The sequence below is a fragment of the Microlunatus sp. Gsoil 973 genome (genome assembly GCF_009707365.1).
Classification (GTDB): domain Bacteria; phylum Actinomycetota; class Actinomycetes; order Propionibacteriales; family Propionibacteriaceae; genus Microlunatus.
In genome coordinates, this window is record NZ_CP046122.1 from 1,094,639 (window position 1) to 1,115,299 (window position 20,661).

At 67.3% G+C, this 20,661-nt stretch carries 18 protein-coding genes and 1 pseudogene; 8 read left to right on the forward strand and 11 right to left on the reverse strand.

Annotated features, from left to right (window positions below):
* Nucleotides 1–87: 87 nt before the first annotated feature.
* The 4 genes and pseudogenes from GJV80_RS05155 to galK all read right to left on the reverse strand — a co-directional run.
* Nucleotides 88–834, reverse strand: a pseudogene (locus tag GJV80_RS05155) (amino acid ABC transporter ATP-binding protein); the annotation flags it as partial.
* A gap of 29 nt (nucleotides 835–863) precedes the next feature.
* Nucleotides 864–1,820 (reverse strand): amino acid ABC transporter permease, encoded by a 957-nt coding sequence (locus tag GJV80_RS05160; protein ID WP_154686969.1) that lies wholly within the window; start codon nucleotides 1,818–1,820, stop codon nucleotides 864–866.
* Nucleotides 1,821–1,913: 93 nt separating this feature from the next.
* On the reverse strand, nucleotides 1,914–2,819 hold the full coding sequence (locus tag GJV80_RS05165) for an ABC transporter substrate-binding protein (RefSeq protein WP_154686970.1): 906 nt from the start codon (nucleotides 2,817–2,819) through the stop codon (nucleotides 1,914–1,916).
* Nucleotides 2,820–2,884: 65 nt separating this feature from the next.
* Entirely contained in the window at nucleotides 2,885–4,048 is a 1,164-nt protein-coding gene (galK, locus tag GJV80_RS05170; protein ID WP_230208150.1) for a galactokinase, read from the reverse strand.
* Nucleotides 4,049–4,084: 36 nt separating this feature from the next.
* Here galK and GJV80_RS05175 point away from each other — a divergent pair, with 36 nt between their 5' ends.
* The 5 genes from GJV80_RS05175 to GJV80_RS05195 all read left to right on the forward strand — a co-directional run bounded on the left by GJV80_RS05175 (nucleotide 4,085) and on the right by GJV80_RS05195 (nucleotide 10,492).
* On the forward strand, nucleotides 4,085–5,077 hold the full coding sequence (locus tag GJV80_RS05175; protein WP_154686972.1) for a zinc-binding dehydrogenase: 993 nt from the start codon (nucleotides 4,085–4,087) through the stop codon (nucleotides 5,075–5,077).
* A gap of 104 nt (nucleotides 5,078–5,181) precedes the next feature.
* A complete protein-coding gene (locus GJV80_RS05180) occupies nucleotides 5,182–6,453 on the forward strand; it encodes an enolase C-terminal domain-like protein (RefSeq protein ID WP_154686973.1) in 1,272 nt (423 codons plus the stop codon).
* 149 nt (nucleotides 6,454–6,602) lie between these two features.
* Nucleotides 6,603–8,126 carry a sulfatase-like hydrolase/transferase gene (locus GJV80_RS05185; protein WP_230208151.1) on the forward strand — a complete coding sequence of 508 codons (1,524 nt, stop codon included), beginning with the start codon at nucleotides 6,603–6,605 and terminating at the stop codon, nucleotides 8,124–8,126.
* Nucleotides 8,127–8,146: 20 nt separating this feature from the next.
* Nucleotides 8,147–9,454 (forward strand): ABC transporter substrate-binding protein, encoded by a 1,308-nt coding sequence (locus GJV80_RS05190; RefSeq protein WP_195909169.1) that lies wholly within the window; start codon nucleotides 8,147–8,149, stop codon nucleotides 9,452–9,454.
* Nucleotides 9,455–9,478: 24 nt separating this feature from the next.
* Nucleotides 9,479–10,492, forward strand: coding sequence for a LacI family DNA-binding transcriptional regulator (locus GJV80_RS05195; RefSeq protein ID WP_195909324.1), 1,014 nt, complete (start codon nucleotides 9,479–9,481; stop codon nucleotides 10,490–10,492).
* Between the two features lie 199 nt (nucleotides 10,493–10,691).
* On the opposite strand, the gene GJV80_RS23135 is transcribed toward GJV80_RS05195, so the two are convergent.
* The 6 genes from GJV80_RS23135 to GJV80_RS05220 all read right to left on the reverse strand — a co-directional run bounded on the left by GJV80_RS23135 (nucleotide 10,692) and on the right by GJV80_RS05220 (nucleotide 17,763).
* On the reverse strand, nucleotides 10,692–10,868 hold the full coding sequence (locus GJV80_RS23135) for a DUF6104 family protein (RefSeq protein WP_195909170.1): 177 nt from the start codon (nucleotides 10,866–10,868) through the stop codon (nucleotides 10,692–10,694).
* 12 nt (nucleotides 10,869–10,880) lie between these two features.
* A complete protein-coding gene (locus GJV80_RS05200; protein ID WP_230208153.1) occupies nucleotides 10,881–14,672 on the reverse strand; it encodes a multifunctional oxoglutarate decarboxylase/oxoglutarate dehydrogenase thiamine pyrophosphate-binding subunit/dihydrolipoyllysine-residue succinyltransferase subunit in 3,792 nt (1,263 codons plus the stop codon).
* 240 nt (nucleotides 14,673–14,912) lie between these two features.
* Entirely contained in the window at nucleotides 14,913–15,878 is a 966-nt protein-coding gene (locus tag GJV80_RS05205) for an N-acetylglucosamine kinase (protein ID WP_154686977.1), read from the reverse strand.
* Complete coding sequence (locus GJV80_RS05210; RefSeq protein WP_154686978.1) at nucleotides 15,875–16,480, reverse strand: hypothetical protein; 606 nt, start codon at nucleotides 16,478–16,480, stop codon at nucleotides 15,875–15,877. The genes GJV80_RS05205 and GJV80_RS05210 overlap by 4 nt, the downstream gene beginning before the upstream one ends.
* Nucleotides 16,481–16,500: 20 nt before the next feature.
* Nucleotides 16,501–17,178, reverse strand: a complete 678-nt coding sequence (locus GJV80_RS05215) for a glycosyltransferase 87 family protein (RefSeq protein WP_195909171.1) — start codon at nucleotides 17,176–17,178, stop codon at nucleotides 16,501–16,503.
* Nucleotides 17,179–17,331: 153 nt separating this feature from the next.
* Nucleotides 17,332–17,763 carry a MarR family winged helix-turn-helix transcriptional regulator gene (locus GJV80_RS05220; protein WP_154686980.1) on the reverse strand — a complete coding sequence of 144 codons (432 nt, stop codon included), beginning with the start codon at nucleotides 17,761–17,763 and terminating at the stop codon, nucleotides 17,332–17,334.
* A gap of 48 nt (nucleotides 17,764–17,811) precedes the next feature.
* On the opposite strand from GJV80_RS05220, the gene GJV80_RS05225 reads away from it, so the two are divergent.
* Nucleotides 17,812–18,201 carry a VOC family protein gene (locus GJV80_RS05225; RefSeq protein WP_230208154.1) on the forward strand — a complete coding sequence of 130 codons (390 nt, stop codon included), beginning with the start codon at nucleotides 17,812–17,814 and terminating at the stop codon, nucleotides 18,199–18,201.
* 12 nt (nucleotides 18,202–18,213) lie between these two features.
* Nucleotides 18,214–18,711 carry a GNAT family N-acetyltransferase gene (locus GJV80_RS05230; RefSeq protein WP_154686981.1) on the forward strand — a complete coding sequence of 166 codons (498 nt, stop codon included), beginning with the start codon at nucleotides 18,214–18,216 and terminating at the stop codon, nucleotides 18,709–18,711.
* Here the strand turns inward: GJV80_RS05230 and GJV80_RS05235 are convergent.
* A complete protein-coding gene (locus GJV80_RS05235) occupies nucleotides 18,687–19,604 on the reverse strand; it encodes a LysR family transcriptional regulator (RefSeq protein WP_230208155.1) in 918 nt (305 codons plus the stop codon). The genes GJV80_RS05230 and GJV80_RS05235 overlap by 25 nt on opposite strands.
* A 54-nt stretch (nucleotides 19,605–19,658) precedes the next feature.
* Between GJV80_RS05235 and GJV80_RS05240 the strand changes: the two genes are divergently transcribed.
* Entirely contained in the window at nucleotides 19,659–20,651 is a 993-nt protein-coding gene (locus GJV80_RS05240; protein ID WP_195909370.1) for a bile acid:sodium symporter family protein, read from the forward strand.
* Nucleotides 20,652–20,661 lie beyond the last annotated feature (10 nt).

Sequence of the window (20,661 nt, forward strand, 5' to 3'; positions counted from 1 at the left end):
CTCGTGCACCTGCTCATCCTGCAGGATCCTGTCCTGCAGGGCGGCGAGCGCGCGGGCTGCCTCGGCCTCCGCGTCGACCTCCTGGCGTACCCGGGACAGGAACGAACGGGTCCGCTCCTGTTGCGGATTCCCCAGCACCTGCGACGGCGGACCCTGCTCGACGACCACACCGTCGTCCATGAACACCACACGGTCGGCAGCCTCGCCCGCGAACGCCATCTCGTGGGTGACGACGATCATGGTCATGCCGTCGGCGGCGAGGTCGCGCATCACCTTCAGGACCTCGCCGACCAGTTCCGGATCGAGTGCAGAGGTCGGCTCGTCGAAGAGCATCAACGACGGTCGCATCGCCAGCGCACGGGCGATGGCGACCCGCTGTTGCTGGCCGCCGGACAGCTCCGAGGGGTAGTAGTTGGCCCGCTCAGCCAGGCCGACACGGGTGAGCAGTTCCATGCCCTCCGCGATCGCCCGCTGTTTGGGCAACCGCTTGACCTGCCGCGGTGCTTCGATCACGTTCTGCAGCGCAGTCTTGTGCGGGAACAGGTTGAACCGCTGGAAGACCATGCCGATCTCAGCACGTTGCCGAGCTATGTCGCGGTCCCTGCGGACGTAGAGATGCCCGTCCCGCTCCAGGTAGCCGATGAGTTCCCCGTTGACCCAGATCCGGCCGCCCGAGAGTGTCTCGAGCTGGTTGATCAACCGCAGCAACGTCGTCTTGCCCGATCCGCTGGGTCCCAGCAGGCAGACGACCTCTCCGGCATGCACGTCGAAATCGATGCCCTTGAGCACCTGATGGCTGCCGAAGTTCTTGATCACGTTGACGGCGTGGACCACCGGTCCGGCTGTCTCGGGAGGCGTCGGGCTCAATGGGAGCTCCCGATCTGCAGTCCACCGGCCGGCTGGATGGATGTCGCGGTGGCTGCTCGTCGACCGAAGCCGCGGCCGAACCGGCGTTCGAGATAGGACTGTCCGATCATCAGGATGCTGGTGATGATCAGGTAGTAGAGGATCGCGGCCGTGAACGCGGGCACGAACTGGTAGGTCCGGTTTGCGATCGCCGAGACCTGGATGAACAGCTCCATGGTCACTGATCCGATGGCGGTCAGCAGCGAGGTGTCCTTCATCATGGCGATCGTCTCGTTGCCGGTCGGTGGCACGATCACCCGCATCGCCTGGGGCAGCACGATCCGCCACATGGTTCGGCCGCGGCTCATGCCGAGTGCCTGGGCCGCTTCATGCTGGCCTCGGTCGACGCTGAGGATGCCCGCCCGGGCGATCTCCGACATGTACGCCGCCTCGGACGCCCCGAGCCCGATCACCGCTCCGACAAGACCACCGAAGAGCCGGTTCGCATCGACGGTCAGGAACCGCCAGTCACCGCTGAGGCCGAGCCATTCGATGATCTTCCAGTCGAACGGCACACCGAGGGCGATTCCCTTCGGGAAGATCAATCCCATCGCGGCACCCATGAAGACCAACAGCACATAGCGGGGGATCGACCGGAAGACCCAGGCGTAGAACCATGCCACGCCCTTCAAGATCGGATTGTCCGACAGTCGCATGATGGCAAGGATCACCCCGCCGACCACCCCGATGATCATCGTCAGCAACGTGACCAGCAGGGTGCCGACCAGCATGCCGCGGATCACCGGGGTCTGGTTCATCACCTCGAAGATCAGCGACCAGTCGAAGACCGGGTTGAAGATCATCATGTTCAGGAACATCAACGCCAGCACGATGACGACGGCAGCCAGCAGCCAGCGGCCGTAATGCCGCACCGGCCTGGCATGGATGAGTCCCGGACGATCTTCCTCGGTCATTCTTCCCCAGTCGTCGTACCTCGGTCGTCGTACCTCGGTCGTTGGACCTCGGCGTTGTAACTCGGTCGTTCTGCTCCTGCGTTCCCCGACCCCTCAGCTCTTCGGATTGACGGCGAAATCGTCGATCGCGCCGCTCTGGATGCCCCACTTGCTCAGCGCCTTGTCATAGGAGCCGTCGGACTTGACCTCTTTCAGCGCCTCGGCCAGCACGTCGGCGAACTGGGTCTGGTCCTTGGGCACGACGAAGCCGTACGGTGCCGCGTCGTAGATGTCGCCGACCGTCTTCAAAGCGCCCTTGGACTGCTTCACCGCGTACTGGGTGATCGGTGAGTCGGCCAGCATGGCATCGGCCCGGCCGCTGACCACGGCCGCAGTGGCCTGGTCCTGGCCGTCGAAGCGCAGCACCTTGATCTTGTTGCCGCCACACTTGCGCTGGCGGCCCGGCAGGTCATCGGTGTCCTGTACGGTGCCGCGCTGGACAGCGATCGTCTTGCCGCAGGCGTTGTCCGGATCGACCGACTCGCCGGAGCCCTCGGCCCACTGCGTCCCGGCCTCGTAGTAACTGACCATGTTGACCTGCTTCATCCGGTCGGCGTTGATGGTGAACGACGACACTCCGACGTCGTACTTGCCGCTGCTCACGCCGAGGATGATCGTCTCGAACTTCGCGTTCTGATATTCGGCGGTGACGCCGAGCTTGGCCGCGACCGCGTTGAAGAGATCGACATCGGCACCCTGGATGGTCGATCCGTCGCCGGCGAAGAACTCGTTCGGCGCATAGCTGGCGTCCGAGCCGACCATGATCTTCTTGGAGCTCTTGATCTTGTCCGGCAGCTTGTCGAACAGCGCCTTGTCCGCGCTCTGGCTCGGTTGTGCAGCGGCGCTGGAGGCCGCTCCGGTCGGTTCGTCGCTGCCGCCGCTGAGCGAGTTGGATCCGCACGCTGCCAACGACAGCGCGGCCACGGCCACAGCGACGCCAAGGATCTTCTGCCTGGACATTCTCGGTTCTCCTTCGTACTACGTTGCCGCAATGGTGCTACAGGAGCGCCCGTTGAGGAGAATTTCTAAGCTCTTCGCGCACCGGCGGACGGTCTGCCGAGGAAATGTGCCGGAGCGCCGAAGCCGGCGGCGGCGAACGCGTCGGCGATCTTGTCCGCCACCGCGTCGCCGGTGCCCTCCGGTACCAGCGCGATGATGCAACCGCCGAAGCCGCCGCCCGTCATCCGAGCGCCGATCGCCCCGGATTCGCGGGCGGTCTCGACCGCCAGGTCCACCGTCGGCACGGTGATCTCGAAGTCGTCCCGCATGGAGGCATGGGAGGCGTCGAGCAGCGGCGCGAGGGCGGCGAACCGCTGCTGGGCGGTCCGGTCCCCATCAGACATCACCGCCCGGGCGTCGAGCACCCGCTGGTTCTCGGTGAGGACGTGCCGCACACGGCGGCGCATCACCGGGTCGGACAATCGGGCCAGTGCCCCACCAGCGTCCGCCACATCCCGCAGCGCAGCCACGCCCAGCAGTCCGGCGGCCTCCTCACAGATCCGGCGGCGGTCGGCGTACTCCCCATCCACATGGGCATGCGGCGTGCGGGTGTCGAGGACCAGCAGCTCCAGCCCCGCGTCCGAGAGCCCGAGCGGCACCTGCTGGTGGTGATAGCTACGGCAGTCGAAGAACAACGCGTGCCCGGCCGAACACAGTGTCGAGGCCGCCTGGTCCATCAGACCGGTCGGTGCGCCGACGAACTCGTTCTCGCAACGACGCGCCAGGATCGCGCGGTCCAGCGGATCGATGGGCAACTCATACAGGTCGACCAACGCGGTCAGCACCGAGCACTCCAGGGCGGCCGAGGACGATAGGCCGGCACCGACCGGAACGGTCGAGGAGATCATCAGTTCCGCGCCGCCGACGCGATGGCCGGCCGCGCGGAGCGCCCAGACGATCCCTGCCACGTACGCCTGCCAACCCGCCATCCCGGGCACCAGATCCTGCGGGCCGAACTGCACGGTCTCGCCGTCACCGATGGTGGTCGAATGCACCGTCCAGCGGTCGTCGTCGACCGGCGTCGCGGCGACCAGCGTCTGCTCGGCCAGCGCGAACGGCATCACGAAACCGTCGTTGTAGTCGGTGTGTTCGCCGATCAGATTCACCCTGCCGGGCGCGGCCCAGACGCCTGCTGGTTGGTGGCCGAACAGTCGGGTGCTCCGGTCGCGGAGCCGTTGAAGCTGATCCACGCAGGCCATCCTTTCACGGGTCCCTACAGTGAGCGCATGCTCGCTGCCTACGCCGCCAGGATCGACCCCGACCGGCCGCTGGATGCCCTCGCGGTGGGGGAGATCGACATCGCGGCCACACCGGGAGGGGCACAAACACCCGATGACTGGGTGGAGATCGAGGTGCGCGCAGCCGCGCTGAACCACCACGACCTGTTCTCGCTGCGGGGTGTCGGGCTGCCGTCGGAGGCGGTGCCGATGGTGCTGGGTTGTGACGCTGCCGGTATCGCTCCGGACGGTTCGGAAGTGATCGTCCACAGCGTGATCAACGACCCCGGATACGCCGGTCAGGACACCACCTGCGACCCGCGTCGCACCCTGCTCTCCGAGCGGTATCCCGGGACCCTGGCCGAGCGGGTCCGGGTACCGCGCCGGAATCTGGTGGTCAAGCCGGCCGAATTGGAATTCGCCGAGGCAGCCTGCCTGCCGACCGCCTGGTTGACCGCGTATCGGATGTTGTTCGTCCAGTCCGGGCTGCGCCCGGGGCAGACTGTGCTGGTGCAGGGCGCCGGGGGTGGCGTCGCGACCGCGCTGGTGCTGCTGGCGCGGCACGCCGGGCTGCAGGTCTGGGTGACGTCGCGGTCGCCGGAGCGGGGCGAGCGCGCCGTTGGCCTCGGCGCCCACGCCTGGTTTCCGAGCGGCGCCCGGCTGCCGGAGCGGGTCGACGCCGTCATGGAGTCGGTCGGTGCGGCCACCTGGTCGCATTCCATCAACGCGTTGCGCCCCGGCGGCACGGTGGTGCTCTGCGGCACCACCTCCGGTGCCGAACCAGCCAGGGCGGAGTTGACCAGGATCTTCTTCCGGCCGCTGCGAGTGATCGGCTCGACCATGGGCACCAGGGAGGAGTTGCAGGACCTGGTCGGGCTGCTGGTGGCCACCGGGCTCCGGCCGGTGATCGACAGCCGCACCCCGCTGGCCGATGCCCGCGACGCCTTCCGGCGGCTGGAGTCCGGCGCCGGCTTCGGGAAGTTGGTCATCACCACGGCCTGACCGCCGACCGGCGACGCGTCGACAGGAGATCGGCCGCGCCGATTGACACAGGCCAAAGATCCGATGTTTACTGCCCACAACGCATCGGAACCAGGCCGGAGACCATGACCCGCATTCAGTCCGTACGGACCGTTGACGTCCGCTTCCCCACCCACGAGACGTTGGCGGGTTCGGACGCGATGAATCCCGACCCCGACTATTCGGCCGCCTATCTCCGGCTGGACACCGAGATCGGCTCCGGCCACGGGTTCACCTTCACCATCGGTCGCGGCAACGACATCCAGGTGGCTGCCATCGAATCGGTCGTCCGGATGATCGCCGACGCCGACGTGGACAGCCTGCTGTCCGATATGGGCGACACCTGGCGCCGGCTGGTGCACGACTCGCCGCTGCGTTGGCTCGGCCCCGAGAAGGGTGTCGTCCACATGGCCATCGGAGCAGTGGTCAACGCGTTGTGGGACCTTCGGGCGAAACGGGCCGGCCAGCCGCTCTGGCTGCATCTGGCCGGGCTCAGCCCCGATGAGCTGATCTCCCTGGTCGACTTCCGTTACCTGACCGATGCGCTCACGCCGGACGAGGCGCTGGACATCCTCAAGACCGCAGAACCGACCCGCGCGGACCGGATCGCCGCCCTGCAGGCCGAGGGCTACCCGGGTTACACGACCGGTCCCGGATGGCTCGGCTACAGCGACGAACTGCTGGACACGCTGTGCCGGCAGGCCGTCGCGGACGGGTTCGAGCAGGTCAAACTCAAGGTCGGTGCCGATCTCGGCGAGGACAAGCGCAGGCTGCAGATCGCCCGCCGGGCGGTTGGCGACGACATCCGGATCGCCGTCGATGCCAATCAACGCTGGGATGTCGGTGCCGCGATCGACTGGATGCGGGAGTTGGCCCCGTACGACCTGACCTGGATCGAAGAACCGACCAGCCCCGACGACATCCTCGGGCACGCGGCGATCGCCCGGGCGGTCGCGCCGATCAAGGTCGCCACCGGCGAACATGCGGCCAACCGGGTGATCTTCAAGCAGCTGCTCCAAGCGGACGCGGTCGGTGTGGTGCAGATCGATGCGACCCGCGTCGCCGGAGTCAACGAGAACATCGCCATCCTCCTGCTGGCGGCCAAGTTCGGCGTCCCGGTCGTGCCGCACGGCGGTGGGGTCGGCCTCTGCCAGGCCGTACGCCACCTGGCCTTCTTCGACTATGCGGCGGTGTCGCAGCAGCTCGACGGCCGGATGGTCGAGTACGTCGACCACCTGCACGAGCATTTCGTGGAGCCGCTGGAATTCGCCCGCGGCCGCTATCTGGCGCCGCGCACGCCCGGCGCCAGCACCGAGATGCGTCCGGAATCACTGGAGCGCTACCGCTACCGCGGCTGACCGCAGGCGCTGACCTTGAGGGTGCATCGGTACCCGGCAACCCATCCCCGGCGTCGGTAGATCCGACACCTGGACACCGTCCCGAACCGCGGCTAGCATCTTCAGCGCTGTAATTTACAGCGCTGGAAACCCGGCCCTGACGGAGGCGTGTGAGCACGAACCGGAACCACCCGCCGTCGATCCTGCTGATCATGACCGATCAGCATCGGGTCGGCTTGACCCGACGCACCGGTTGCCCCGTCGACACCATGCCGTTCCTCGACCGGCTGGCGGAGCAGGGCACTGCCTTCGACGTCGCCTACACCAGCTATCCGGCCTGCGTCCCGGCGCGCACCAGCCTGCTCACCGGGCGGTTCCCGACAGCACATCGGGTCCGGCAGAACAGCACCGCCCGGCACGCCTACTTCGACCGCGATCTGCTGGATGTGCTGCGTGATCAGGGCTATCGGCTGCACTTCGCCGGGAAACCGCACATGCATCGCGGTCCCGACGACTTCGACAGCTACGCCGGGCCGTACTGGCACACCTCCGGCCCGGAGCGAACCGATGATCAGGTCGCCTTCGACCGGTGGCTCGACGACCTTGATCATGGCGTCTCAGAGCGGCCAAGCCCGTACGGGGTCGAGGCACAGTTGCCCTACCGCATCGTGTCCGACGCGATCGAACAGATCGACCCGGACAGTGCGGATCCATCGTTGTGGTGGGTGTCCTTCCCGGAACCGCACAATCCGTACCAGGTTCCGGAGCCGTACTTCGGCCTGGTGCCCGAGGACCAGGTGCCGCCGCGACTGGTCGGGCCGGAGGCGATCGGCCGGAAGGCGGGCGACTATCGCTGGCTGCGCGAGCTTGTCGAGGAGAAGCGACCGGGATATGACGACCAGTGGCGTCGCTATCGTGCCAACTATCTGGGCATGCTTCGGTTGATCGATGATCAGATCGGCCGCCTGCTGGGTCATCTTGGCGACCGTCTGCGGGACACGATCGTGATCTTCGTCAGCGATCATGGCGACTATCTCGGTGACTACGGCCTGCAGCGCAAGGGTGCCGGACTGCCCGACGCGCTGACCAGGATCCCGTTCCAGCTCACCGGTCCCGACATCACCGCCGGACAACGCAGAACCGAGCCGGTGTCGATGGTCGATCTGCTGCCGACCGTTTGTGAGCTGATCGGGGCGGAGATCCCGCCCGGCGTCCAGGGCCGCAGCCTCGCGCCGCTGCTGGCCGGTGACCCGGCGCCGGGACGAGAGTTCGAAAGCATCATCGCCGAGCTCGGGTACGGCGGGGTGCCCTACGGCGCGGAGGAACGGCCACCGCTGCACTTCGATTACCCGGGGCCGACCTTCGACGAGCTGAACAGCGTCACCCAGAGCGGCGGGCAGCGGATGATCCGACAGGGTGCGTACAAGTTGATCATGGACGTGGACGGCGTCGGCGAACTGTACGACCTGGAGGCCGACCCGGCCGAGCTGATCAATCTCTACGACGACCCGGACCACGGAGAGGTCCGAGAGCAGCTGTCGGCATCGCTGATCCACTGGATGATCAGGATCACCGACGACCTGCCGACCGGCGTCTATCGCCCCAAATCCGTGCCGCACAACTGGCGCTGGGCACCACGGCCATCCAACGGCGATTCCGGTAACGGATCCGCCCCGGTGGCAGACCGCGAATGATCACCGACGACAGGACGAACATGGCATCACCACGATCAGGATGGACCCGGCGATCCTTCTTGGGGATCGGTTCGGCAGGACTGGCGGCCGCGCTGGTGGGCTGCTCGGGCGCGTCGGGCAGCAAAGGCTCGACGACGAAGGCAACGATACGGGCGGCGTTCTACGGCGGAGACCCGGTGCTTGCCGGCCTGAAACAGGCCTTCGACACCTACACAACCAAGCACCAGGGCGTCACGATCACTCCGGAACTCACACCCTTCGGCGACTACTGGAGCAAACTGTCCACCCAGGTCGCCGGACGGAACGCCCCCGACGTGTTGCGGATGTCGATGAGCTACTTCGCCGACTACGCCCAACGCGGGGCATTGCTCGACCTGACCGACAAGATCGGCTCCGGCATCAAGATCAGCGAGCTGGACAAGGATGTGGCCTCCAGCGGCAAGATCGCCGACCAGACGTACGGGATCGGACAGAGTTCGATCTCCCACGCGGTGTTCACCCGCCCGGAGCTCTGGGAGAAGGCCAAGGTCGACGCACCGCCGGCAGACTGGACCTGGGACAGCTTCGCCGAGTGGGCCAAGGGCTTCGCGTCCGAGGCCGGCTCCGGCACCTACGGCACCACCGATGCCGGCGGGAACCTGCAGATCTTCGAGCCGTTCGCCCGGCAGCACGGCCACGATCTGTTCAGCGCCGACGGCAAGGCGTTGGCGGTGCCGGCCGACGTCGTCGAGGAGTGGTTGGGCTACTGGGACGGCCTGCGGAGGGCCAAGGCAGCCCCGCCGCTGGATGTCTCGGCCGAGGCCGGTGACTTCGACACCAATCTGATGACCAAGGGACGGGCGCCACTGACCTTCGGCTGGGTCCAACAGATCACCTTCTACGCGCCGCTGATCGACGCGTCTGTCGACATCGCCGCGCTGCCGTCGGCCAAGGCCGGCTCGGTCGAGGGGCAGTTCATCAAGGCACTCGACTTCTGGTCGATCTCGGCGCAGAGCAGGAACATCGACGCCTCAGTCGCCCTCGTCGACTTTCTGATCAACGATCCCGCTGCGATCAAGGCGATCGGTCTGAATCTCGGCGTGCCACCCTCTGAGGCGGCTCGGCGGGCCCTGGGGTCCGATCCGAAATCTGCGGAGGGAAAGGCGATCGGCTACGTCGAGAGGATCAAGGACCGGGTGGGGCCACCACCCGGCGCCTGGCCGAAGGGCTACGGCGACCTGCTGCAGAGTTTCGCCCGGCTCAACGAGGACGTCGGGTTCGGGAAGTCGAACCCGGCCAAGGCGGCGGCCGGCTTCGTCGAGGGGGCCAGGAAGAGCCTGGCCGGCTGACTTCGGCACTAGGCTCCGGACGTGATGAGGCCCCGGTTGCAGGACGTCGCGGATCACGCAGGCGTGTCGATGAAGACCGTGTCCAATGTGATCAACGGCTACCAGCACGTCTCGGCAGCCACCCGACGCCGGGTCCTTGCCGCCGTCGACGCGCTGGGCTACCGGCCGAACCTCGCCGCCCGCAACCTTGCTCGCGGGCGGGCGGGTCTGATCGCCCTGGTCGTACCACGGTTGGACTTCCCGTATTTCGCGGCACTGTCCGGACGGATCCTGCAGGCCGCGCGGGCGGTCGGCTGGGAGGTGCTGATCGAACAGACCGACGGCGATCCCGAACTCGAGCGGCAGGTGATCGCCGGTCATCTGGCGCGCCGGATCGACGGGCTGATCTTCAGTCCGGTAGCGCTGACCGCCGCGGAGATCCAAGAACGCACCGACCCGACCCCCCTGGTGCTGTTGGGTGAGCACGTCGTCAACGCCGGCGCGCCGCACATCGCGATCGACAACGTCGCCGCGGCGGCGCAGGCCACCCAACACCTGATCGACATCGGCTGCCGACGGATCGCCATGGTCGGAGCCACCCGACGCAGGGACAACCCGCGGTACCAGGGTTTCCGGCAGGCGATGAAACGCGCCGCCCTGCCGGTCGAGCCGTACCTGGTCAGGCCGACCCGCAGCACCGCGGGGATCGAGGGGGAGCAGCAGCTGGCCGCGATCCTGGACAGCGACGTGCCGCCGCCGGACGGCGTGTTCTGCGCCACCGACTGGCTCGCGCTCGGCGCGATCCGGGCGATCCACCGGCATGGCCTCCGCGTACCGCAGGACATCGCGGTCGTCGGATTCGACGCCATCCCGTACGGCGAAGTGGCCAGCCCGTCCTTGACAACGATCATGCCCGACCGTGACCAGATCGCCCGCCGGGCCGTCGCCGCCCTGCTGGCGGCACATGATCATCCGACGAACCCCACCGCGAGGGACGATCAGGCCCATCAGCCCGACGTCGACTTCCGGTTGATCATCAGGGAGAGCACCGACCGGTGATGATCATCGGGTATTGCCGTCGAGGCAGCCCGTAGCGATGGCGCCGGCTCGTGCGTTCCGTTCGCGCGTATTGCGCAAGGTCAAAGTTTGATCGTGCGGTCGTGAAACCGCCCTCCGGGGAGCAGCTGGGTCAACGTTTGACCTTGCGACATCGGTGCGACGGACGATCGTGGGCCGGCCGGCCCGCCGGCCGGCGGGGCTACTCGAAGTCGTCGTCCTCACGCGCCAGCCAGGTCGCGAAGCGTTCGATCGGCGTCTCGAACTCAGGGTTGAGGTCGACGAAGGTACGCAACTGCTCGGCAATCCAGGCGACGGTGACCTCCTCGTCGCCACGCCTGGACTCAAGCTCCTCGATGCCGCGGTCGGTGAAGTACATTCTCAGCCCCGTTCAGCCGAGCGCGGCCGCCATCAGCTGCTTCTGCTCCTGCTCGTGCACCTTGTGCGAACCCGTCGCCGGGGCCGACGCCGCCGGCCGGGTGACCGGTACGAGCGGACGGTCGACTCCGAGTTCGGCGAGGGCGCCCGGCAGGTTCAGCGCCAGGAACGGCCAGACGCCCTGGTTCTGCGGCTCGTACTGCGTCCAGTAGAACTCCTGCAGGTTCGGATACTTGGCCAGCTCGGCCGCGATCTGCTCCGCGGGCAACGGGTAGTAGCGCTCCAGGGAAACGACAGCGATCTCCTCGCCGAGCCCCCGCTTGTCCCGCTCGGCCATCAGGTCCCAGCGGGCCATGCCGCTGGTCAGGATCATCCGGCGCACCTTCTCCGGCCGGGTGATCGACGGGTCCCCGAGCACCGGCTGCCACCTGCCCTCGGTGAAGTCGCTCGGATCCGAGGCGGCGGCCTTCATCCGCAACATCCGCTTCGGCGTCATGATGATCAGCGGCCTGTGGTTCGAGCTGTGCGCGTGAACCCGGAGCAGATGGAAGTGGCTGGCAGCGGTGGACGGCTGCGCCACGACGAACGCGTCGTCGGCGGCCAGCTGCAACCAGCGCTCGATCCTGGCCGAGGAGTGGTCGGATCCCTGTCCCTCGTAGCCGTGCGGGAGCAGCAGCACCACCCCGGACTTCTGGCCCCACTTGGAGTAGCCCGACGTGATGAACTCGTCGATGATCGTCTGCGCACCGTTGGAGAAGTCGCCGTACTGGGCCTCCCAGAGGACCAGCGCCTCCGGACGTGCCACCGAGTAGCCGTACTCGAAGCCCATGGCGGCGTACTCGCTGAGCAGGGAGTTGAAGACGTGGAACTTCCCCTGGTCCGGGTCGAGATGGGCCAGCGGGATCCAGACATCGGCGGTCTTACGGTCGACGATCGCCGCGAACCGCTGGGAGAAGGTGCCGCGCCGGGTGTCCTGTCCGGTCAACCGGATGGTACGGCCCTCGATCATCAGCGAGCCAAGGGCCAGCAGCTCCGCCGTCGCCCAGTCGATCGGACCGTCGGCGATATGCTGCGCTCTGCGCTGCAACTGCGGCAGCACCTTGGGATGCACGGTGAAGCCTTCGGGGATGTTCAGATGCGCATCGGCGATCCGCTTCATCACCTCGGCATCGATCGCCGTGCCGTACCCGGCAGCAGTCTTCTCCGGGTACTTCGGCACCCGGCGGTACTCGAGATCGGCCGGCATGGTCGTCGCCTGCCGTACCTCCTCGAAGACGCTCTCCAGCCGTGACTGGAACCGGGTCAGCACGCTCTCGGCATCCTCGATGGTGATGTCACCGCGTCCGATCAGCGCCTCCGCGTACAGCTTGCGGACGCTGCGCTTCCTGGCGATCAGGTCGTACATCCGCGGCTGGGTGATGCTCGGATCGTCGCCCTCGTTGTGTCCCCGAGTGCGGTAGCACACCAGGTCGATCACCACGTCCTTGTTGAACTCCCGGCGGAAGTCATAGGCCAGGCGTGCGACCTGGATGCAGGCCTCCGGATCGTCGCCGTTGACGTGCAGGATCGGCGCCTGCACCATGCGCGCGACGTCGGTGGCGTAGGTGGACGACCGGCCCTCCATCGGCGCGGTGGTGAAACCGACCTGATTGTTGACCACGACATGGATGGTCCCGCCGGTCCGATAACCGCGCAGTTGGGAAAGGTTCAAAGTCTCGGCAACCACACCCTGCCCGGCGAACGCGGCGTCGCCGTGCACAAGGACGGGCAGCACCGGAAACTCCGGCCCGCGGTCCAGGATGTCCTGCTTGGCCCGGGCGATGCCCTCGAGCACCGGGTCCACGGCCTCCAGATGGCTCGGATTCGCCGCCATCGAGGTCTTGATCGTGTTGCCGGCCAGCGAGGTGAACTTGCCCTCCGCGCCCAGGTGGTACTTGACGTCGCCGGAGCCCTGGACGGTCCGCGGATCGATGTTGCCCTCGAACTCGCGGAAGATCTGGCTGTAGGACTTGCCGACGATGTTGGCCAGCGCGTTCAGCCGGCCGCGGTGCGACATGCCGATGGTGACCTCGTCCAGATGATCATCGGCGGCCTGCTCGCAGATCTCGTCGAGCAGGGCGATCGCCGACTCGCCCCCCTCGAGGCTGAACCGCTTCTGGCCGACGTACTTGGTCTGCAGGAAGGTCTCGAAGACCTCGGCCTCGTTGAGCTTGTCCAGGATCCGCAGGTGCTCCTCGCGTGGCAGGGACTCGTGCGGTCGCTCCCATCGGGCCTGGATCCAGCGCCGCTGCTCACGCTCCTGGATGTGCATGTACTCGATGCCGACCGTCCGGCAGTACGCATCGCGCAGGATGCCGAGGATCTTGCGCAGGGTCATCCGTCCGGAACCGTCGGCGAAGTCACCGGTGGCGAACTCGCGATCAAGGTCCCAGAGGGTCAGTTCGTGGGTCTGCACGTCAAGATCGGGGTGATCACGCAGGTGGTACTCGATCGGATCGATGTCGGCCATCAGATGGCCACGCACCCGGTAGGCGTTGATCAGTTCGAAAACCCTGGCCTGCTTGGAGACCTGGTCCTCGTGCAGGGTGCTGCGGTCCACCGCCCAGCGGATCGGCACAGTGGGGATGCGGAGCGACGTGAAGATCTCGTCGTAGAATCCGTCCTCGCCCAGCAGCAGGCTGTGCAGCTTGGCCAGGAACTCACCCGACAAAGCACCCTGGATCACCCGGTGGTCGTAGGTCGAGGTGAGGGTCAGCACCTTGGAGACGCCGAGACCGGCCAAGCGTTCCGGGTTCGATCCCTGGAACTCCGCGGGGTAGTCCATCGACCCGACGCCGATGATCGCTCCCTGGCCCTTCATCAGCCGGGGCACGGAATGGTTGGTGCCGATGGTGCCCGGGTTGGTCAGCGAGATGGTGGTCCCGGCGAAGTCGGCCACGGTCAGCTTGTTGCCGCGGGCTCGCTTGACGATGTCCTCGTACGCCGTCCAGAACTGGGCGAAGTCCAGGTCCTCGGCGCTCTTGATGCTGGGCACGACGAGCTGCCGGGTGCCGTCCGGACGGGGCAGGTCGATGGCCAGCCCGAGATTGATGTGCTGCGGCCGGATCAGGGTCGGCTTGCCGTCGACGACGTCGTAGGCGACGTTCATGTCCGGAATCTGCTTCAGCGCCTGGACGAGGGCGTAGCCGATGATGTGGGTGAAGGAGACCTTGCCACCTCGGGCCCGGCGCAGATGGTTGTTGATCACGATGCGCTGATCGATCAGCAGCTTGACCGGCAAGGACCGGACGCTGGTGGCGGTGGGCACCGTCAGCGATTCGTCCATGTTCTTGGCGGTACGCATCGGTGCGCCGCGCAGCGAGACCCTTTCCGCTTCGTCACTCCCGGCCTGCGGCCGTTGGGCGGGATTGGGCGCCTCGGCGGGCAGACCGGCTCCGGTCGCACGCTGCTGCGGGGCGGGTTTGCGAGCCTCGACTCTGGACTGCGGGGCAGGCCTGGTCTGGGCAGCAGGTGCCGAATGCGCGGGCTCTTGAACCGGGGCGGACTGCTGCGTGGCTTCCGCCTTCTTCGCCGGTGTCGTGGACTGGCCGGCCGTCGCAGCGGGCGTCTCGGAGACGCGCGACGTGCTGTCCGTGCTGTCCGTGCCGGCAGACGAGGAGCTTGGAGCGGGCTGAGAGGCCGACCCTGGCGCGCCGTTCTCGGCGAAATAACGGGCCCAACCGGGATCGACCGACTTCGGATCCTCGACGTACTGCTCGTACATCTGCTCGATCAGCCAGTCGTTGGCCCCGAAGTCATCGCCCACACTGCTGCCTGCGGGACTGCCGGTTGAGCCGGCGGAATTGCTGGTGGAGTGTTCGGTTGTCGGGTCGGGCGCGGGGGCCACTGTCGCCTTCTTCCACTTGATTTCTCACGTACCCAGGTGCCGCGTAACGCCTGCGGCCCTCCGTCTAGGCTACCGAATGGTTGAGACCACAACGGTAACTGGTACGGCGCGCCAGAACGAGTCGTGCCGATGCGGTGAAACCGATCCGGAACCGGGTTGTCACACCGCGTCGGAAAGTGCCGCCAGGGACGCTGCCAGCCGGCGGTGCACGGCCGGATCCGGTGCATCGTCGAGTCGGCCGATCGCCAGCCATAGCGCGCCGACAAGGCCGGTGTTCGCCGGCACCACAAGACTGCCGAGTGCGGCGGCGATCCGCTCGCCGAACGCCCGCCGGACGGCACCCGCCGATCCCAGCACGGACCCGGTGAGCACTATCGGCAGACCGGGACGCGAGTCGAGATCGAGCACCAGGGCGGCCAGCAGCTCGGCGGACCGTGCTGCAATGGTGACTGCCGCCGGGTCGGAGTCAACCAGGTCGGTAACCAGGGGCGCGAGTTCGGCCAGGCGGATCGGCGGATGCTGGTACGGCGCCCGAAGCAGGCCCTCCATCGCGTGCTCCGGGTCGATCTCCAGGCGGCGGATGACCTGCCGGGTCAGGTCGCTGCGAACGGCTCCGCGCTCGACCTCGGTCAGCGCATGCCGGACGGCCTCCCGGCCGAGCCAGAACCCTGCACCCTCGTCGCCGAGCAGCCAACCCCAGCCGCCTCGGCGACTGACGATCTCGCCGTGACGGACCTCCGCTGCGCCCGAACCGGTTCCGGCGATCACTACGCAACCGTGCGGCGCTGGGCTGCCCGAGGCGTACGCGATCGCCAGGTCTGCGACGATCCGCGGTGTGCTGGCGACCTGCAGCGGCAGGCAGTCGGTGAGAAAGCCGGGACCGGCGGCGAGGGCGGTGTTGTAACCGGCCATGCCGATCACGATCGCCTCGGCCTGGGTGATCCCTGCCCGTTCGGCCGCCCGCTGCGTTGCCGTCCGGATCCGATCCGCGGAGACCTTCACCCCGACCGAGTTGGGATTGCCGCCCGGCTCGGTGGCGAGGCCGAGCACCGTTCCGTCCGGAGCGGCGATCGCGACGCGGGTGGACGTTCCGCCGACGTCGGCGCCGATCACCACCCGGCTCATCTCGGGTCGGTCGAACCCAGCACTGAGGGATCCGGCCGCCTGCCGGTGACCCGCCAGGCGACCGCAACAACGGACACGGTGAAGACCAACAGGCACAGGTTGCGAACCAGCAGCAGAATCGTCGAGGTGACAAAGATCGCGCCGTGCGGCGCCTCGTACAGGCCGGTGTAGGTCAGCGGGTAGACCAGGTGGGTGAGCAGCGCCAGCACCAGCAGCTGGATGGCGAATCGCGAGAACACCGTCGGGCGGCCGCCGGCGTCCCTCGATCTCATGATCAACAGGGCGGCCATCGGGCCGCCGAGCCAGACCAGATACTGCGGGCTCAGTGTCTTGTTGGTGATCGTCATGATCGCGATGGTGGCCAGGATCGCCATGCCGACCGTCCCGCTGGTCGGCTCCGGTGTCCGGTAGCCACGGACGTACAAGGCGGTCATGATCACGACGCCGAGCAGGGTGGCGATCGTGCTGATCACCAGCCAGGCGCCGACGCCCGGCCCGAACACCTCGAAGGCCTGGTAGCGGGACATTCCGACGACCCAGGTGTCGGGGCGCGGGATGCGCAGCACCATCAACGCGGTCGACCAGATCGACTCGATCTGCAATCCACGATCGGACTGCCAGGTCAGGGGGAGACCAGGCGGGGGAGACCGGCGGTGACCAGGCTGATCAGGGCCAGGACGACTCCCGCGGCCAGGAATCCGACCAGGGTGCTGCGTCGGCCGCGCCGGGCAGCGGTGAAAGGAAAGATCAACAATGCCGGCCAGAGCTTGATCGCCGCCGCCACACCGGTCAGGACACCGGTCACCGCCGGACGGCGACGCCAGGCCACGATGCCGAGCCCGGCCAACACGGCCGGCACGAGGTCGAAGCGCAGATAGCACAGCGGGCCCATCAGGAAGACGAACCAGATCCAGAAGGTGACGCCGGCGTCCTGCCGCCGCCCGGCCATCCGCCACAGTGTCCAGGTGAACGCCGCATCCAGCAGCATCATCAGGCCGACGAAGGCGATCAGATAGCCCAGATGTGTGCCTGCTCCCAAGCCGTAGGGGATGGACAGCATCCAGACGACCGGGGTCGGATACTCGTTCAGGGTCTGCGCGAGTCCGACCTCACCCAGCGCCGCGATCTTGCGCCAGTAATAGGTGACGTCACCGGTCGCGACCTGTTCGACGGTGGCGGCCAGGATCAGCATGATCGCGCGGGTGATGATCCAGCTGATCACCACGGGTACGCCGCCGCGTCGGGTCGGGTTTGACCCGGCGGACACGGTCGGTGGCGCGGTCGAAGGCTGGCTTGGCACGTCTTTCTCCGGTCGGCTGCTGGGCACGGTGAACCTATCATCCGTCACCGATCCGACGCCGCACAGCTTCCGACGCGCTGGAACCGGGATGGGAACCAGCATCCTGCGCGGGACCAGGGGCGGAAATTGCCTCCCTGCGTCGAGTCCCGGCAGTCACTCCGACCGGAGGTGGCCGGCGAGCTGCTCCAGGACCGGAGCCGCCGCCCGAAGCCTGCGCTGGTCGGCGGCCGGCAGCCGATCGATCGCCGTCTCCAGCGCGTCCAAGCGCCGCCGGGCGGCCCGCTCCATCAGCCGACGACCTCGGGCAGTGGCGGAGACCTCAACCGGCCGTCCGGGACCGCTGAGCGCGCGACGACGCGCCAATCCCTCACGTTCCAGCCCGTCGACGATGCGCGTCATGGTGGGGCTGGTGACGTCCTCGGCGGCCGCCAGGCCGCCGAGACTGTGCGGACCGCCGAACACCAGGACCGACAGGGCGGACAATCGCGCAGCGGTCAGACCTGCCCGCCGGTCGACCACCCGGAGCGCCCGCAGGATGTGGATCGCTCCGGAATTGATCTGCTGCGCTGTCTGGCGATCCGGCATGGCTGGATGTTAGCATCCCTACGAAAGTAGCTTCACTACAATCCGGCTGTGCCGGACAGGAGGTGGACCATGCGCCTGCTCCAGATCGCCCAGCACGCGGAGGATCTCGAACGTGCGACCGCGTGGTATCAGAAAGTGCTCGGCGCTCCACCGGCGGCGACGTACGACCCACCGGGTCTGGTGTTCTTTCATCTTGGCCGGACACGGCTGCTGCTGGACCGCGCCGCATCGTCAGCACTGATCTATCTCGAAGTGCCCGATGTCAAAGAATCGGTGCGGACGCTGCGAGCCGACGGGGTGACGATCGACACCGAGCCGCACGTGATCTTCAACCATGCCGACGACACGCTGGGTCCGGCAGGTACCGCCGAGTGGATGGCCTTCGTGATCGACTCGGAGGGCAACCAGGTCGGGCTGGTCAGCCAGTTACCGGAGTGACAGGCTCGGCCCATGCCCCGAGCTGAACGTGCCATCAGGTCCGCCACGCCGGGCGACATCGATGCCATCCATGACCTGGTGCAGCGGGCGTACTCGGTCTACATCCCGCGGATCGGCGCCAGGCCGCAGCCGATGGACGACGACTATGCATTGCTGGTCGACGCCGGAGAGGTCTGGGTCGCAGACCGCGACGGTGGTGTCGCCGGCGTGCTGGTGTTGATCACCGCGAGCGATCACGTCCTGGTGCACAACGTCGCGGTCTCCGAGGCGTTCCGGGGTAGGGGACTCGGTAGCGCGCTGCTGCGCTTCGCCGAACGTCACGCCCGCGACCAGGGCCTGCCGGAGGTACGCCTGTTCACCAACATCATGATGACCGAGAACCTTGCCTACTATCCCCGCCGCGGCTATCGCCGGACCCGGGAGGTGGAGGTGGACGGCTTCCGCCGCGTGTACTTCTCCAAGAGAGTCGTGCCGGGCCGCGTCGATCAGGAGTCGTCGGAGCCGGAGTAGAGCGCGCGGTGATCGGCCAGCACCGCGTCGATCACCGCCTGGGTCGCCGCGGCCACCGTACGGCGTCTGGTGATCAACACGAAGTCGGTCGAACCCAGCCGGGGTAGACCACGAGCATCGATCTCGGTCAGGCCGGCGGGAATCAGCGACCGGGAGAACGGCATCACGCCGAGACCGGCGAGGGCCGCGGCGCGCAGTCCGCTGAGGCTGCCCGAGGTGCAGACCGTTCGATAGGCGCGGTCCGCTCTCTCCAGCACCTGGACGGCGCGATCGCGGGTCACGCTGGGCGGCGGATAGACGATCAGCGGAACCGGCTGGCGATGATCGAGGACGAGATCCTGGGAGCCGACCCAGACCAGCGTGTCGGTAAACACCAGCCGGGCATCCTCGGGATCGGCGGACCGTTTCGCGAGCACCAGGTCGAGTTCCCGGGCACGCAGCCGGCGATGCAGATGTTCACTGAGCCCTACAGTGAGCTCGAGGTCGATGGCCGGGTGGCCGATCCGGAAGCGGCGCAACAGATCGGGCAGCCGGGAGAGCGCGAAGTCCTCCGACACCCCGAACCGTACGCGTCCCCTCGGACCCGCGCCGGCCACCGTCCGGAAGGCGTCGTCGTTCAGTTCGAGCATGGAGCGAGCGACCCCGGTGAGCGCCTCACCCTCTGCGGTCAGCGTGACGTTGTGTGTGTCGCGGACCAGCAGCCGCACGGCGAGTGTCTGTTCCAGCCGTCGGACGTGCTGGCTGACCGCCGACTGGCTGAGACCGAGTCGCCGTGCGGCCGCCGAGAAGCTGAGTTGGTCGGCGACGGTGAGAAACGTGCGCAACCAGCTCAGGTCAAGGCTGGGCACCCCCGGAGAGGAGACGCTGGCGCGGTCATCACGATTCGTGGTCACAGTTAGAACTGTATGCCTGTTCTGCGCACGCCGAAGCTGCGCAAGGATGGACGCGTGGCGAGATTGCGTATCCCCGGCTGGCTTGACCTGTTCATCGTGTCGCTCTTCGCGGTGATCGCTGTGGCGACCGTCCTGCCGGTGCGGGGCAGCGGTGCGACCCTCTTCGATCATCTGACCACGGCCGCGGTCTGCCTGCTGTTTTTCCTGCACGGCGCCAAGCTGTCCCCGCAGAACGCGATCAACAGCATCACCCGGTGGCGCTTCCAGCTGCTGGTGCTCGGTTTCACGTTCGTGTTGTTCCCGGTGATCGGGCTGCTGCTGCATCCTGTGCGGTCGTCACTGCTGACACCGACCCTGTACGCCGGTGTGCTGTTCCTCTGCGTACTTCCGTCCACGGTCCAGTCCTCGATCGCCTTCACCTCGATCGCCAGGGGCAACGTCGGGTTGGCGATCAGTTCGGCCTCGGTGTCGAACGTGCTCGGCGTCGTGATCACCCCGTTGTTGTCGGCGCTGTTGCTCGGCTCGGAGGTCAAGATCACCTTCGGTTCGGTGGTCAGGATCGTCCTGCAGTTGCTGGTGCCGTTCCTCATCGGACAGTTGGTGCATCGGCGGATCGGTGGCTGGCTCGCCGCGCACAAGCCGGTGGTCAACATCGTCGACCGCGGTTCGGTTCTGCTGGTCGTCTACACCGCCTTCAGCGCAGGTGTGGTCGAAGGGCTCTGGCACATCGTCGCCCCACCGCGGCTTGCTGCGGTCGTGGTGATCAGCGTCGCGGTGCTGGCCGTCGTGTTGGGCATCACGTTCCTGCTCGGCCGCCTGCTCTCGATGCCGCGGGAGGACCGGATCGTGCTGGTCTTCGCGGGCTCGAAGAAGAGTCTGGCCAGCGGCCTGCCGATGGCCACCCTGCTGTTCCCGAGTGCCACGGTCGGCATGATCATCCTGCCGGTGATGATCTACCACCTGATCCAGTTGATCACCTGCGCGGTGCTGGCCAGGGTATGGTCTCGGACCTTCGTCGAAGAGCCGGCCGGAGCGGTCCGCGTATGACGCCGACCAC